Source organism: Maribacter sp., assembly GCF_039974175.1.
Lineage (GTDB): Bacteria > Bacteroidota > Bacteroidia > Flavobacteriales > Flavobacteriaceae > Maribacter_C.
This window is the reverse complement of record NZ_JBDWJN010000003.1, coordinates 644,382-657,891: the sequence shown is the minus strand read 5'-3', so window position 1 is coordinate 657,891 and position 13,510 is coordinate 644,382. Positions and strand designations below refer to the sequence as shown.

General features: G+C 40.8%; 14 protein-coding genes. 8 read left to right on the top strand and 6 right to left on the bottom strand.

Annotated features, from left to right (window positions below):
* Positions 1-23 precede the first annotated feature (23 nt).
* The gene (locus ABJN95_RS03970; RefSeq protein ID WP_348368701.1) at positions 24-1,427 is read left to right on the top strand and encodes an amidohydrolase family protein; all 1,404 of its coding nucleotides are present in this window, start codon (positions 24-26) and stop codon (positions 1,425-1,427) included.
* A gap of 328 nt (positions 1,428-1,755) precedes the next feature.
* Here the strand turns inward: ABJN95_RS03970 and ABJN95_RS03965 are convergent, their stop codons facing one another.
* Together ABJN95_RS03965 and ABJN95_RS03960 are read right to left on the bottom strand one after the other, a co-directional pair.
* Positions 1,756-2,703, bottom strand: a complete 948-nt coding sequence (locus ABJN95_RS03965; RefSeq protein ID WP_348368700.1) for an aldo/keto reductase — start codon at positions 2,701-2,703, stop codon at positions 1,756-1,758.
* Positions 2,704-2,888: 185 nt separating this feature from the next.
* A complete protein-coding gene (locus ABJN95_RS03960) occupies positions 2,889-3,305 on the bottom strand; it encodes a hypothetical protein (RefSeq protein WP_348368699.1) in 417 nt (138 codons plus the stop codon).
* Positions 3,306-3,530: 225 nt separating this feature from the next.
* On the opposite strand from ABJN95_RS03960, the gene ABJN95_RS03955 reads away from it, so the two are divergent.
* Complete coding sequence (locus tag ABJN95_RS03955) at positions 3,531-3,719, top strand: hypothetical protein (protein ID WP_348368698.1); 189 nt, start codon at positions 3,531-3,533, stop codon at positions 3,717-3,719.
* 245 nt (positions 3,720-3,964) lie between these two features.
* Here the strand turns inward: ABJN95_RS03955 and ABJN95_RS03950 are convergent, their stop codons facing one another.
* The 4 genes from ABJN95_RS03950 to ABJN95_RS03935 all read right to left on the bottom strand — a co-directional run bounded on the left by ABJN95_RS03950 (position 3,965) and on the right by ABJN95_RS03935 (position 6,941).
* On the bottom strand, positions 3,965-4,570 hold the full coding sequence (locus tag ABJN95_RS03950) for a hypothetical protein (protein WP_348368697.1): 606 nt from the start codon (positions 4,568-4,570) through the stop codon (positions 3,965-3,967).
* Between the two features lie 124 nt (positions 4,571-4,694).
* A complete protein-coding gene (locus ABJN95_RS03945) occupies positions 4,695-5,378 on the bottom strand; it encodes a DsbA family oxidoreductase (protein WP_348368696.1) in 684 nt (227 codons plus the stop codon).
* Positions 5,379-5,659: 281 nt separating this feature from the next.
* Positions 5,660-6,571, bottom strand: coding sequence for a slipin family protein (locus ABJN95_RS03940; protein WP_348368695.1), 912 nt, complete (start codon positions 6,569-6,571; stop codon positions 5,660-5,662).
* 1 nt (position 6,572) lies between these two features.
* Positions 6,573-6,941: a GntR family transcriptional regulator gene (locus ABJN95_RS03935; protein ID WP_348368694.1), complete on the bottom strand. Its 369-nt coding sequence runs from the start codon at positions 6,939-6,941 to the stop codon at positions 6,573-6,575.
* Positions 6,942-7,191: 250 nt separating this feature from the next.
* On the opposite strand from ABJN95_RS03935, the gene ABJN95_RS03930 reads away from it, so the two are divergent.
* The 6 genes from ABJN95_RS03930 (at position 7,192) to ABJN95_RS03905 (ending at position 13,426) form a co-directional block, all read left to right on the top strand.
* Positions 7,192-7,512 carry a hypothetical protein gene (locus ABJN95_RS03930; protein ID WP_348368693.1) on the top strand — a complete coding sequence of 107 codons (321 nt, stop codon included), beginning with the start codon at positions 7,192-7,194 and terminating at the stop codon, positions 7,510-7,512.
* A 244-nt stretch (positions 7,513-7,756) separates the two neighbouring features.
* The gene (locus ABJN95_RS03925) at positions 7,757-8,572 is read left to right on the top strand and encodes a polysaccharide deacetylase family protein (protein WP_348368692.1); all 816 of its coding nucleotides are present in this window, start codon (positions 7,757-7,759) and stop codon (positions 8,570-8,572) included.
* A gap of 11 nt (positions 8,573-8,583) precedes the next feature.
* Positions 8,584-8,925, top strand: coding sequence for a hypothetical protein (locus tag ABJN95_RS03920; RefSeq protein ID WP_348368691.1), 342 nt, complete (start codon positions 8,584-8,586; stop codon positions 8,923-8,925).
* Between the two features lie 7 nt (positions 8,926-8,932).
* Positions 8,933-9,328 carry a hypothetical protein gene (locus ABJN95_RS03915; RefSeq protein ID WP_348368690.1) on the top strand — a complete coding sequence of 132 codons (396 nt, stop codon included), beginning with the start codon at positions 8,933-8,935 and terminating at the stop codon, positions 9,326-9,328.
* A 7-nt stretch (positions 9,329-9,335) separates the two neighbouring features.
* On the top strand, positions 9,336-9,782 hold the full coding sequence (locus ABJN95_RS03910) for a nuclear transport factor 2 family protein (protein ID WP_348368689.1): 447 nt from the start codon (positions 9,336-9,338) through the stop codon (positions 9,780-9,782).
* Positions 9,783-10,288: 506 nt separating this feature from the next.
* Positions 10,289-13,426 (top strand): glycosyl hydrolase, encoded by a 3,138-nt coding sequence (locus tag ABJN95_RS03905; protein ID WP_348368688.1) that lies wholly within the window; start codon positions 10,289-10,291, stop codon positions 13,424-13,426.
* Positions 13,427-13,510: the final 84 nt, after the last annotated feature.

Sequence of the window (13,510 nt, the reverse complement as noted above, 5' to 3'; positions counted from 1 at the left end):
AAATTAGGTTAAATGAACTAATCATGAAAATTTTCTACAGCCTCTATCTTATCTTATTGTCAATCATAATCTCCGGTTGTAAGGATTATTACACCAAACAACTTATAGTTGAAAGCGACATACAGCACCCCATCATTTTTAAGAATGTGAATATTTTTAATGGAAAGGATAGCTTGTTGTTACTAGATAAAGATGTTGTTGTTGACAAGGGTGTAGTCAAAACAATTACCGAAAATTTTATAGTTGCAAATGACGATGAATATCATATTATTAATGGTAAGGGCAAAACGATCATGCCAGGTATGATAGATGCTCATGTACACCTATCGGGTAGCGGTGCTGTTCCCTGGAAGAATGTAAAGACCAACGAGGCTTACAATTTAGAGGCCTATTTACATTCAGGAATTACCACGGTTTACGATTTGGGTGGTATGGCCTCTGACATTAAGGATCTATCGAGAAAAGTTGAGCATAGAAAAATCATAGGCCCAACAGTGTATCATACGCATATTCCCATAACAGTGAAAAATGGCCATCCTATTCCGTTGACCAAAGAAGTATTGAAATGGCCTTTGCGTTCTTTTGTCAATACGCTTGCCCCTACTATCGAGAAAGTTGAAGATGTTGAAGAAACCATTACCAAGTACCTAAAGAATAATGTCGATTACGTTAAAATAATCTACGATCAGATTCCTCCAGGCGCTCCAGAAATGACCTTTGAAGTCTTAAAAGCCTTAATTGATGAGGTTCATGAGAAGGGTTATAAAGTATTCGTACATATTGGCAGTCCTCAAAATGCAGTAGATGCCGTAAATGCAGGTGCCGATATATTGGCACACGGTATATGGAGAGGTAAATTAACCGCTGAAGAGGCAAATACAATTGCCCAATCAAAAGTTCCAGTAATTTATACCCTTGCAGCATTTATCAATGTAAATGCGATTAACAAGGGGCAATTTTACCCAAAGAGTAGAGATACTTTAGTAGTCCCAAAAATCATTCTTGATCCGGTGATGGGTAAAAATGGATTAGATGTTGAAAGTCAAGAGGCCATGAACGCTTTTTTTGATGATGTAACGGATAAAAATGAATACTTGCTACACAACTTCAAGTTGCTTAAAGAACGAAATGTTCAGATGATTTTAGGAACAGACAGTTCTTTGCCGGGCACCTATGCAGGAAGCACTTATTTGCAAGAAATAGACGCACTAAAGGCATACGGCCTCAGTAATTTCGATATTCTTGCTGGGGGCACTTATCACGCCTCAAGGTTATTTTTAGAGGACCCCGATTTCGGTTCTATAGAACCAGGTAAAAAAGCGAACCTCTTACTTATAGATGGAAATCCTCTGGAAAATATAGGCTTGATTAAATCACCAGTAACTATTGTTATGAATGGAATAATCATCGAAAAACTTGATGACTGAAGACGAACTCCTTAGAGCGCTTCGGACTAATAAAGCATAAAATCTTTACGCCGCAAGTAAAAGTGTATGTCAAAAATCAAATGAAGCTCCCCTCTTTTATCAAGGAGTGACTACGCTGTGAGAGCAGTGGGCGAGTTGCAGCGCTGGCATAGTATTTATTGGTAGAAAGGAGTGATTGCCCTAGGAAGAAGATCAAACCCACCCCTACTGTCATCTCGAGCGGAGTCGAGAGCCTAGAAACACGCATCTCGACAGCGTATATCCTGCAGGTAGTCAAAAGCCTCGATATGACATACCAGAGAATTGACTTTATCCAGAACACACCGAACTACAGCCTTTCCAAATACGCCGCCATTTTCTCCCGACCATTGGCATCGGGGAGGGCGCCATAACCAGCACCCATATTATCGATAAGGTGTTTAACTTTCGAAGTACCTGGAATCACGCAGGTTACATTCGTGTTGGAAAGAATAAATTTTAAGAAATACTGCCCCCAGCTTTCAATACCATAGGCTGTTGCCCAATCTGGCAATGCTTTTCCCTTAACTTTTCTAAATAAATTTCCACTATCATAAGGTTGATTGATAAGTACAGCCGTTTTATTTTTTTGACAGGTTTCAAAAAGCGATTTCTCGGCATTGCGAGAGCGTATCGAATAATTGAACTGCACAAAATCAGGCTGGTCCGATTTGATGATGGACTCTAATGTGCGGTGTGCAGAATCAACATAATGCGTCAAACCCCAGTAGCGTATTTTACCTTCTTCTTTCCAAGCACGTAGCGTTTTTACATGGGTTTCCCAATCCACGAGATTATGAATTTGCATCAAATCCATAGTGTTGCGTTGCATCTTTTTAAAGGAGGCATTCATCTGATCGATACCCGCTTGTCTGCCCGAGGTCCATACCTTGGTGGCATAGAAAAATTTGCTTTGACTCTCGAGTTGTGCCGTAACACGGCCCACAACGGCCTTAGAAGAACCATACATCGGAGAGGAATCAATTACAGTACCGCCTAATTTATACATCTCGGCCAGCACCTGTTTTCGTTGCTCCAATTCCGCTTGCGAATTTCCCACATCAAATGTCTGCCAAGTACCCAAACCAACCATAGGTAATTTTTCTCCCGAACTAGCAATCACCCGCTGCCCCATAGTGTCCTCTTTTGATTTTACACTTGCACTTGAACTTGAAAGTGAGAACAGTGAAGGTGCTGCAGCCAAGCCCAAGCCTGCAAGTCCGTAACGTTTTAATAGGGCTCTTCTAGAATAGTTCAAAACTGCTGATGTAAAGGTTGATAGGTTTTAAATTAACCTTTTTAGCTGAAAGATGCTGTTAAGAGTTTGTGAAAGGGTGTTTCGAAAGCCACCAATACTGTCACCTCGAGCGGAGTCGAGAGCCTAGGAACACGCATCTCGACTCCGCTCGATGTGACAGGCCTAGATTTATTTTCCATCAACCATCAAAGCACCGCCAACAACAAATACCCCAAAAGCACCGCCCGAGTCGTCCAGCAAAGGGTGCGAATCCAATTGGTACGGATTAACTTGTTCATCAGCTCATGTGTTGGCGTTTTTACCAATTGCAAATGGGTAGGTACTTGAAAAACGAAGGTGCTGCCCCAGGTAAGTGTCAATAGGATCATATTCACTAAAAACAACATACTATAATCAGTATATAAGAACCAAATACCGCTACAAAGTTCGATGGTCATCACGGGTACCGTAATCCATCCCGTGGTATAATTCTTTTTCTGATAGGCAGGAAAATCAGCGGCAGCAATTTCTTTAAACAATGGATAATGCACCAGCTGCACAAACCAGCAAAGCCCGCACATAAAAAGCGTGGTAAAAACGTGTAGGAGTAGTATGGGGTTCATGATATAAAGATACTATCAAAAACTAAATTTGAATCTTTTAGGGTCCTCCCTTTTTTACTTTCTATTGGTCTCGGCTGACTCGCATGCATCTTCATATAGCTGCTCACAAAATAGTATTGAAAGCGAAATTGATTGTTAAGAATGCAGTCACACAAAAAATGATGTTTTTCAAATAAAACCATGGAATTCTCCGTTTAAGTTAATAACGAACCAATTTATATACATATGAAAAAATTAGCATTTATTTCCGGAGCCGTATTTTCGTCTTTAACCATTTTAGGTAATCTTTTTAAAATCTTACAGTGGGAGCTTGGTCCACTAACCAGTGGTTTATTTTTCGTCATTGGCCTTCTAGGCTTGGCCCTAATTTTTATACCTTCTTTTGCGGTGTATCATTATAACAGCAGCTCTTAACAGTTACTTTTAGGAGTTTGTCTTTTTTCGATCCAACAATTGAACTATACTGTCATCTCGAGCCTTTCGATGTAGTTTAAGGGCTCAAGAAAGGCTGCGTCGAAGGACTAGGAACACAAATTTAACGGTCCCTGTACTGTCACCTCGAGCGGAGTCGAGAGCCTAGGAACACAAACGCTTATCGCCGCACGCTATACGCCAAGCGCAAAAACGCGTGAAGCGCACAGCGTATAGCGAAAAGCGATTCACAACGTCAACCTCGGGTCATCGTCATAAGCCGAATCAATATGAACCAGTCGATCAAGTAGCAAGGTAAACAGCTGAAATAAGAGTTTTAGTGTTTCCTTATTTTTCAAGGTGCCCATACACTCAAAATACAATACGTTCACCCCTTCAGGGTATGTTTTACCAAACCAACCTTCATCTTTTTTGATTTCAACATTTGATTTGGGCACCATTTCAAAGAGAGCTTTTAACTTATAGTCGTTTAGGAGTTGCCTTATTTTCTGTGGATTATTCCCTTGAATAACAAAACCCTCATTAAAACGAGGGTCTCGAACGTCAATATCTTGCATGCCAAAAAACTTGCCGATTTTGGTAAAAAACCCCTCGCGGTAAATTTTAAATTGTAGACCATCTTTATTTATAAAGGGTACTCGCAATCGTGTATAGGTGCTACTAGTTTTACCATGACTTCGGGTAAACGTATCTAAGAGCAATTCCCATTCTTTATGGGCATAGCGCAAATCGTCTTTTTTCCAAAAGCCATTATCAATAAATTCACCGCCAATATCATCGGCGATTTGTTGCCATATTTCATCTTTAGAAGGACCGAAAAGAGAGTGTGCCATGATTTTTTTTGTGATATCAGATAGTAAGTTCTGGTTTGTTTTACAGCGCTAAAGGTATCAAATATGCGTTTAGCGCCCCACGCCGATCGCAAATCGCGTGCAGCGTATAGCGAAAAATCATCAACTAACACCCTTCAGTGCCGCAACTATCACCTTCACCAACAACCTGCATAGGCGAAACCCTAGCAAACGCCTCCAAAAACACCTCCACCGGCTGCGCGCTAGAAATACCATATTGGTCATTGATAATAAAAAAGGGGACACCCGTTACCCCACCTTGTTGGTAATGCGCAATCTCTTGTTTTACCGCATAGGCAATGCTATCATCATTGAGAATACGCGTCGTCTTTTCAGCTGCCCAGTTGAATTCTTGCATGACTTTGATAAGCACTTCGGTATCATTCAAATGCAGATTTTCATCAAAATAGGCTTTTAAAAAGCGCTCTTTCAGTTGGTCTTTAAAACCTTCGGCTCCTGCTACGTGTAGCAATTGATGTAAGGGCAAGGTATTTACGGCCAACCATTTGTCACCAAAATTAAAGGTGATGCCTTCTTCGGCGCCTACTTGTGTCAAACGATCAGTCATGGCTTGGGTACGTTCGAGGTCTCCAAATTTGTTGGTGAGGTAGGTATCACGGTCATAACCGGTTTGGGGTATGGTAGGGTCTAACTGAAAGGGGTGCCAAGTCACTTCAACCGGGGCACCTTTCCATTGTTCTAAGGCACTTTCTAGTCTGCGTTTACCGACATAGCACCAAGGGCAGGCGACATCGGATACTACGGCTACTTTTATGGGTTGTTTTTGCATAGCATGCGCGTTTATGAGTTATGGGGAGTTGGTCGTTGAAAGTTAGGGAAACCTACAAGAGCTAAGGCTTTACGTAAAGCGGATTTCGTAAGGAGTTTTTTGCTAAGTTATGAAGGGTTGGAAGAAGTTCTTAAACTTCTTCCAAGTGGCCAAATGTAAATAGCGTAAATAAAGAACTATTTGAATACATTTCCTGTTGATAGCGATTGCGTATCCGAGGTGTTTCAATATAGCGAGCAATAATAATTCTTATCATTGCTACTATAATCCGATCCAAAAGATTACTCTGCTGAATCCACCATCCTATTTTTAGGTTCTTCTAGTTCGTTCGCTTTCGCCAAGGAAACCAGACCGCCCGTGGCTCCCAGATTCATTGAATCCAATGCAGAACTTGGCACAATCACCATCGACCCTTTTTCCTTTAAACCTTCAAAAAGCATATTCATTCCTCTAAGGTGTAAGGCAACGGGGTTCTTCTTATACTGTTCGCTCGCTTCTGAAAACTTGTGTGCTATTTCCGTTTCGGCTGTTCCTAGAATTACTCTTGCCCTACGTTCTCTTTCCGCCTGAGCTTCTTTACTCATGGCATCGGCCAAGCCCTGAGGTATAATAATATCTTTTATGCCAACCGTCTGGCAAGTAATTCCCCAGGGATTCGTGTTTTCATCTAGTACCTTTTGTAAATCCTCCGCTATCTTATCCCTTTCTTGAAGAATATCGGCCAATTCATGTTTTCCTATAATATCTCTTAACCCGGTCTGGGCAATATAAAAAATTGCCACCTCATATTCTTGTACTTCAAGGGCGGCTTTTTCAACATCCCAAACGGTCCAATAGACGACTGCATCAACATTGACAGGAACCGTGTCTTTTGTTAGTGTTTGTTCAGCTTTAAAATCAGTAACTCGAACGCGTTGGTCAATATATTTATCAATTTGATCCAAAATAGGAATAATGAAAAATATTCCAGGACCCTTGAGCCCTTGGAATTTCCCCATCCTTAAAACAACGGCCTTTTCCCATTGATCCGCAATATGAATTGACCTAGCAATAAAAAGCGAAACTAATAGCAGAAATGCCAGTAGTTGCGGACCAATTAGGTCAAAATAATAAAGTGCAATAGATATTGCGGATGTTGTAATCATTACCGTAGCAGATATTGGATTCCACATTTTTTTTGTAATTGCCTTCATTTTATTTTTGTTTTTGAAGTTGATTAATAATCTCATTTATCGAAAATCCATAACTAAATGCGATGGAAGAAAACTCATTGCATATCTCCTGTAATTTATGCTTCTTCTCCTTGTCTGAAATATGAATCTTAATTTCATTTATGAACGTACCAGTGCCCTGCTGAGTCTCTAAAATATTTTGGATTTCTAATTCCTTGTAGGCCTTAGCGACGGTATTTAAATTAACCTTTAAATCTACCGCCAATGCCCTTACGGTTGGTAATTGCTCACCTGTTTTCAGATTTCCTGAGGCCATGCCAAATTTAATTTGATCAATGATCTGTCGATAAAATGGGGTGCCCGTTTTAGGGTCTAATCTAAAATGAATCATTATACTATTATATTATTGTACTATAAGTATAGTACAAAGATACAATAAATTTTTTATTTAGCAATATTGGTCACAGGTCGTAGGTGTGAAACACGGATTTAGATTGCAATTCAAACTCAATTCCGTACTTCTTTAAAGAAGCTCAAGGCTATTAGATTTGTTGAATTACCAATCAAATAATTTCAACCCCTAAGAGCCGTAAGATTCACTATCTTTAAATTACTTATAGTTCAAATAAACGATTTAATACATGGGATTTAAAGTGTCCAAAGAAACTCCTCCAATGGAACGAGAATTAATATATCTGCTTGTTGACCTTTGTGTCAAATGGGGATTTTGTATCGCTCCAGAAAAATTTGAGGAAATTTCAAAGATGCGCTATTATCATGCTGATAATTTTGCAATGGATGTTGTTGAAGCAGAAGGAATGGATAGCTATTCTCGATGGACAAATAAAATAGCGGATAGATTTAAAGAAAGGTTCGGAACTGAAGAAATTGACTCTTCAATTTTTGTAGACAGAATAAGAGGACTAAAAGAAGATTGGTCTAATGGATTTTTAAGAGGTTAAATAAACGCTACGTGAAATACCAAAAAACAATATTAAATCGCCTCGCACTAATGCTACTAATTGTATGTGTATTGTTTTTTATCGGCCTATACCTTTTAACGGGCTCTGGTCCTTGGGATGTATTTGTTTATATATCCGTTCTGCTTGCAATCTTAGGAATATTTATATTAGATTTAGTAATACAGTTTGTAAAAGATTTAATCAAGAACTAACTATAGTCAAAGTGCGAATAAAAGATGCGATAATGAACCTAAAACTTATTTTCTTACTTCTGACGCTGACCACTTTTGTTGCATGCGCTCAAAATGATGAGGAATTTATATGGCCGAATGGCGCTAAGGCAGCGATATGCCTAACCTATGATGACGGTCTTTCTAGCCATGTGAACACAGTCGGACCTATCTTAAAGAAATACAACTTTAAAGCATCGTTTTATCCGACATTAAATTCTAGTTCCTTAAGCGAAGAAACTGAAAAATGGAGAAACCTTGTACAAGAGGGGAATGAACTAGGGAACCATATGGCTTATCATCCATGCCAAAAGTCGTTGGAGCCTTGGGTAGAGAATTTTTACGATTTGGATACCTACACAAAGAAGCAGCTCGAAAACGAAATACAGCTTTCAAATAATTTCCTTTCAGCCCTTGGCGTTGAAAAAAGTAGGACTTTTGCTTATCCATGTGCGCATGAATTCGCTGGGGGCGAAAGTTACAAACCATATATATCTGAGAACTTCTCAGCGGCAAGATCCAGTTCGGAGGAACAAGTTGAACTGGTTGAACCCTCCTCAGTTGATTTATATAGTGTGATTTCATGGGCACCAAATAATAGTACTTCTAAAGATTTAATTGAATATATCGATACGATTATAGAAAAGGAAACCTTATCAACCTTGACATTTCACGGCATCGGTGCGGAGCACATGCGTGTTTCAAAGAAAGATCACGAAGAATTGCTTGAATATTTGAACAGCAATCGAGATAAAATCTGGGTAGCTACCTTTAAGGAGGCTACGGACCATCTAATCAAGATGAGAACCAAAATAACAAAGTCTAGATAAAGGATTATAAGTTGAGTTATTTCTGGAAGACTTTTGAGGATGAAACAACTGTAGGAACTATTGGGTCCGAAGGCGGAAAAATAATAAAGGACGAAGAGAATACGTTTGGCGCTCGAGTTACTTTAGAAGGAAAAGGAGATGTCGCTCCTTCGTCAATAACCATTGGCATTTACGGTTTAATGTTTCATACTGATTTTTTCGATTCGGTGGAACAAGCTATGTTGAGTTTTGACCAATTTAAAATTAGAATCGATAAACTTATAACTCATAATTTAGTTGGCGATCATGAAAAAGGAGAAGATTGGAGTAAAAAGCAAGAAAGGCTAATAGCTGAAATCGTATCGGAAATTTAAATAAGGTATGAAAAATTCTGATGTGAAATATGTATCTAATTGGAAGTATAGTCCAATGGCGTATTGGGTTCACATCGAGACAGGTTCTAAGCCCTGGAGATTATCAGACGAATTTGATCCAACAGCTCCAAAACGATTTGGAGACTTAGGTTACCTACAATTAACAATTGAATTTAATGGGCATTCATTTATATTTACTAGTGAGGAACAACTAAAAGTTTTCATCGAAATTATGGGAAGAAAACTTTTGCCTAGTTCACTAGAGCTTTCTGGCAAGAGAATAGGACTAGAAGGACCAAATAGCCATTGGTTAAGTAGATTGCCAGCTAAAACCAAAGCCTGGAGTTATCGTGAAAAGCTAGTGGCGTATTGTAGCAAGATTGATTTTCCAAAGTATAAATAAGCGATAAATGAAAAGCACGAATTTAGTAGTAATAATTTCCATAGCGCTATTCCCTATATTGGCAATTTCGCAAGGGATGTCCAAATCAGATAGAGCCCGAAATATTGTGAAAGCGGTAAATCAGAAAAATGCCAAGCTCTACGTTGAGAACTTCAGCGATGATGTCAAGGTTTACATGTATGGAGAAGATGGAAAATTTGAACTGAGGGTCGATGGAATAGAGGCCCTATATAAAAACCGGAAGGAACATTTGGAGAGGCATACGGATGTTCGAAACGAAATACAACACCTGGCAGAAATAGATAACAGGCTTATCATGCATGATATAGTTTGGCTTACCCCAAATAGAAAGGAAGGAAGTTCTGTCGTAGAGATTTTCACATTCGATGAAACCGGGAAGATTGACCGAGTCGATGTAATACAACAAAAAAATCTATTCAGTCAAGAAGAGTAGTGTAACAAAGTTCAAATAAAGGATGACATTAATTCTAAATAAAAGTAATTTAGAAATTATTAGACTTTATATAAGTAGCTTAGTCTGTATGTTTTGCTATTTCGTAATGGCACAAACGTCATCTAATTACTCGCTGAAAAATGGGGTTAGGCACCCATAGCGAGTTTACCATACTTTTTTTGCTGAATTAATCCAAGATGGATTTTTGGCCGTTGGAATCTGCTTATTTTTAATGCTGACCTTTCTCTTAATCAAAGAGATTATTAAAAACGATTAAACAAATTAAAACAAACTATATCAAAGCCTTACCTTATTTTAAAAGATCAAATAAACGCTTGTTAAAGCAACAAAACTCTTTACAATTCGCGCCTTTAGTAATGCGTTTACCTAACCATATATAGGGTGCATATTTATCGCCCACTTATCCCCAAAAATCCTTCCAACCATCATTTTTTTAAGAACCCCCATTTCACTACTTTTAGTCAGACTAATTAATCCACTTGAAAATGAAACTTCGATACAACCTTCTAGGGCTGTTTATTGCTGCCCTTTTCCTACTACCCTTTACTTCTGAAGCCCAAAGAAGAAAAAAAACAACCCCAGTTAAAACTGCATTTGCTGAAGAACTCTATTCCAGTATGGAGTACCGTTCTATTGGTCCACATCGGGGTGGGCGCTCCGCTGCCGTCACCGGCGTACCCGGTGAACCCAATCTCTTTTATATGGGTGCCACAGGCGGTGGTGTCTGGAAAACCCTTGATGGTGGCCGTACTTGGGAGAATATTTCCGATGGCTATTTTGGTGGTAGTATCGGCGCCGTAGAAGTTGCGAAAAGTGATAAGAATGTCATTTATGTAGGCGGGGGTGAAAAAACCCTTCGTGGTAATGTATCCTCAGGCTACGGCATCTGGAAAACCGAAAACGGAGGCAAAACATGGACCTCCGCAGGACTCAAAAATAGTCGCCATGTACCACGAATCCGCATTCACCCTACCAATGCCGATATTGTGTATGCGGCCGTACTCGGTAATATTTACAAGCCTACCCAAGACCGCGGTATCTATAAAAGTACCGATGGCGGAAAGACCTGGAGCAAGAAATTATTTGTCAATGACCAATCGGGTTTTGTCGACCTTACCTTAGACCCCAACAACCCCCGTATTTTATATGCTTCTTCATGGCGCGCGCAACGTACGCCCTATAGTTTGAGTAGTGGTGGTGATGGTTCTGCCTTATGGAAGAGTACCGATAGCGGTGAAACCTGGACCGAGATTTCAAAGCATGAAGGCTTCCCGCAAGATACCTTGGGTATTATCGGCGTCACGGTTTCCCCGAAAAATTCGGAGCGGGTTTGGGCCTTGGTCGAAAACAAGAAAAAAGGAGGTTTGTACCGTTCTGAAGATGGTGGCAAGAAATGGACACAGGTGAACAGCGAACGAAAACTACGCCAACGTGCGTGGTACTATACCCGCTTGTATGCTGATACCGAAGATGAAAATACGGTCTATGTAATGAACGTGCGCTACCACCGTTCGAAAGATGGCGGAAAGACCTTTAATACCTTCAACGCGCCCCATGGCGACCACCACGATTTGTGGATTGCCCCTGAAGATGCGAAGCGTATGATTATCGGTGATGATGGTGGCGCTCAGATTACCTATGATGCCGGCGAGACTTGGAGCACTTATTACAACCAACCCACGGCACAGTATTATCGGGTGACGACTGATAATTCGCATCCGTATCGTATTTATGTGGCGCAGCAAGACAATTCCACCTTGCGCGTAAAGCACCGTAGCGACGGAGGCAGTATTAGCGAAAACGATTGGGAGGTAACCGCAGGTGGTGAGTCCGCCCATATCGCCGTCGATCCTTTGGATAATGATATTGTCTACGGAGGTTCTTACGGTGGATTCCTGACGCGGGTAAACCACAAAACAGGAACCGTTAGAGGCATCAATGTTTGGCCTGATAACCCGATGGGATATGGGGCAGAGGGCATGAAATATCGTTTTCAATGGAATTTCCCTATTCTATTCTCAAAGCACGATCCGAAGAAATTATACACTTTTTCGCAGCATGTGCATATGAGTACGAACGAAGGGCAAAGTTGGGATATCCTTTCAGATGATTTAACTCGCAATGACCCCACTAAATTGGTTTCCAGTGGGGGACCGATTACACAGGATAACACGGGAGTGGAATACTACTGTACCATTTTCGCAGCCAATGAGAGTCCCTTAAAAGAGGGCTTATTATGGGTAGGAAGTGATGACGGATTGATTCATGTGTCTCAAGATGGAGGTGCCAATTGGGAGAATGTTACCCCTGCGGGAATGCCCGAATGGAATATGATCAACAGCATCGAACCCTCCGCTTTTGACGAAGGAACATGCTACGTTGCCGGAACGCGCTACAAGCTGGGAGATTTTAGACCCTACCTTTACAAAACAACCGACTACGGGAAGTCTTGGACGAAAATAACGAACGGTATAAACAACGAACATTTTACCCGCGTCCTTCGTGAAGACCCAAAAAGAAAAGGCTTACTCTACGCAGGTACCGAAACCGGAATGTATATTTCTTTCGACGATGGTGCGAATTGGAATCCCTTCCAAATGAACCTTCCCATAGTTCCGATTACCGATTTGGCCATCAAAGACAACAACTTAATTGTAGCTACCCAAGGGAGAAGCCTATGGATTCTAGATGACCTCACCGTTCTCCATCAATTGGATGCCGGCAAGAAAAATATGGCCTCCATTTTATACCAACCCAAAGACAGTTACCGCACCGGAGGGCGAGCGAGCGAGGAACCTTCTAAGACAGAGGGAATGAATCATCCGAACGGAGTAGTATCGCATTTCTATTTGAAGAATTTAGCCGATGACGATAAGGTTGCCATCACCTATACCACCATGGCTGGAGATACCTTAGCGTCCTTTAGTAATTCGGCCAAGGATAAAGACAAAAAGCTCAAAGTCAAAAAAGGAGGCAATACCCACGTATGGAATACGCGAGGAGAAAAAGCAGAAACCCTAAAAGGCATGATTTTCTGGGCAGCCGGCTTCAACGGACCAAAAGCAGTCCCTGGAAGTTATAAAGTCCATCTGAATGTCAACGGCGATAGCCAAAGTCAAGATTTTAATATCGTCCCCGACCCAAGAGCAGAGGTAACGGTAGCCGATATGCAAAAGCAGCATGATTTTATTTCGGCCGTCAACGCCACGATAAATATGGCTCACGGTTCCATAAAGAAAATCAGGGGCGTTAACAAACAGCTGGATGCGTTCACTGAGCAATACAAAGACAACGAAGCCACTAAGGAATTGGTAGAAAAAGCCAAAACCATGAAAGAAAGTTTCGAAGGCATCGAAAAAGCCTTGTACCAAACGCAAAACAGAAGCAATCAAGACCCCTTGAACTTCCCCATCCGTTTGACGAACAAATTGGCTCACTTGAATCGCTTGGTAGGCATCGGTGATTTCCCACCCACCGACCAAGACGTAGCCGTTCAAAAAGAACTAACAGGAAAAATCGAAACTCAATTAAAGGCCTTTGACGCCATGGTAGATTCTGAAATGAAGGAGTTTAATGCGGCCTTTAACGAGCTGAAATTGAATTATTTGTTTGTGGAGGAGTAGCGTGTTGTTGGGTGCTCGGTGTTTGATGTAAGGTGAAAAAAAGTAAGTAGGTCTACGTCCTCCCCTTTTTTCAAGGGGAGGTGC

Coding starts and splice junctions, on each gene's coding strand:
- ABJN95_RS03970 (WP_348368701.1), top strand. CDS start 24: ATGAAAATTTTCTACAGCCTCTATCTTATCTTATTGTCAATCATAATC.
- ABJN95_RS03960 (WP_348368699.1), bottom strand. CDS start 3,305: ATGAACCCCATACTACTCCTACACGTTTTTACCACGCTTTTTATGTGC.
- ABJN95_RS03955 (WP_348368698.1), top strand. CDS start 3,531: ATGAAAAAATTAGCATTTATTTCCGGAGCCGTATTTTCGTCTTTAACC.
- ABJN95_RS03950 (WP_348368697.1), bottom strand. CDS start 4,570: ATGGCACACTCTCTTTTCGGTCCTTCTAAAGATGAAATATGGCAACAA.
- ABJN95_RS03945 (WP_348368696.1), bottom strand. CDS start 5,378: ATGCAAAAACAACCCATAAAAGTAGCCGTAGTATCCGATGTCGCCTGC.
- ABJN95_RS03940 (WP_348368695.1), bottom strand. CDS start 6,571: ATGAAGGCAATTACAAAAAAAATGTGGAATCCAATATCTGCTACGGTA.
- ABJN95_RS03935 (WP_348368694.1), bottom strand. CDS start 6,941: ATGATTCATTTTAGATTAGACCCTAAAACGGGCACCCCATTTTATCGA.
- ABJN95_RS03930 (WP_348368693.1), top strand. CDS start 7,192: ATGGGATTTAAAGTGTCCAAAGAAACTCCTCCAATGGAACGAGAATTA.
- ABJN95_RS03925 (WP_348368692.1), top strand. CDS start 7,757: ATGAACCTAAAACTTATTTTCTTACTTCTGACGCTGACCACTTTTGTT.
- ABJN95_RS03915 (WP_348368690.1), top strand. CDS start 8,933: ATGAAAAATTCTGATGTGAAATATGTATCTAATTGGAAGTATAGTCCA.
- ABJN95_RS03910 (WP_348368689.1), top strand. CDS start 9,336: ATGAAAAGCACGAATTTAGTAGTAATAATTTCCATAGCGCTATTCCCT.
- ABJN95_RS03905 (WP_348368688.1), top strand. CDS start 10,289: ATGAAACTTCGATACAACCTTCTAGGGCTGTTTATTGCTGCCCTTTTC.